The organism is Alcanivorax sp. HI0083, from assembly GCF_001635175.1.
In genome coordinates, this window is sequence record NZ_LWFX01000329.1 from 1 (window position 1) to 856 (window position 856).

Consider the following 856-nt stretch of genomic DNA (forward strand, 5'->3'; position numbering starts at 1 on the left):
AGCGTCGTGCATCAGGCATCCAGCCTCAGGCGTTTATACATCCAGATTCGATACCTGCAGTGCATTAGACTCGATGAACTGACGGCGCGGGTCCACGTCATCCCCCATCAGGCAGGTGAAGATCTGATCCGCCGCAATGGCGTCTTCGATGGTCACCTGCAGCATACGGCGGCTTTCCGGGTCCATGGTGGTTTCCCACAGCTGGTCCGCGTTCATCTCCCCCAGCCCCTTGTAACGCTGGAAACTGGTACCACGGCGCGCTTGCACCATCAGCCAGTCCAGGGCTTCGGCAAAGTGGCGAATAGGCCGCTGCGACTCACCACGCTGGATGTAGGCATCGTCTGCCAGCAGGCCTTCCAGGGTTTCCCCCAAGGCCTTGATCTTCTGGTAGTCCGGGGACTGCAGAAAATCCAGAGTAACACGATATTCACGGGGTACACCGTGAGCGAGCACTTGCACACGTGGCAAGTACAGGCCTCGCTCTTCATCACGCTGGGCGGTAATCGTAAATGCCTGGGTGGCGTCAGTGATAGCATCCACGCGTTTTCCCAGGGTCTCGCACCACTGCGTCATGGCAGCTTCATCTTTCAGCGACGCCTCACTGAGTGACGGCATATAGATCATCTGCTCCAGCACTTCTTCCGGGAAGACCCGGGACTGTCGGTCGACAATCTTCATCACACCGCGGTACTCGGCGATCAACTTGGCCAGCGGCTCACCACTGATCGGTGGCGCATCATCCCCCGGGTACAGACCGGTTTTATCCAGCGCCAGGGTAGTGAGGTACTCCTCCATGGCCGGATCGTCTTTCAAATAAGTTTCCTGCTTGCCTTTCTTCACCTTGTAGAGCGGCGGT

General features: G+C 57.9%; 1 pseudogene. It reads right to left on the bottom strand.

The features are described 5' to 3' along the window. Window positions 1-33 precede the first annotated feature (33 nt). Window positions 34-856 (bottom strand): annotated as a pseudogene (gyrB, locus tag A3754_RS03465) (DNA gyrase subunit B); the annotation flags it as partial.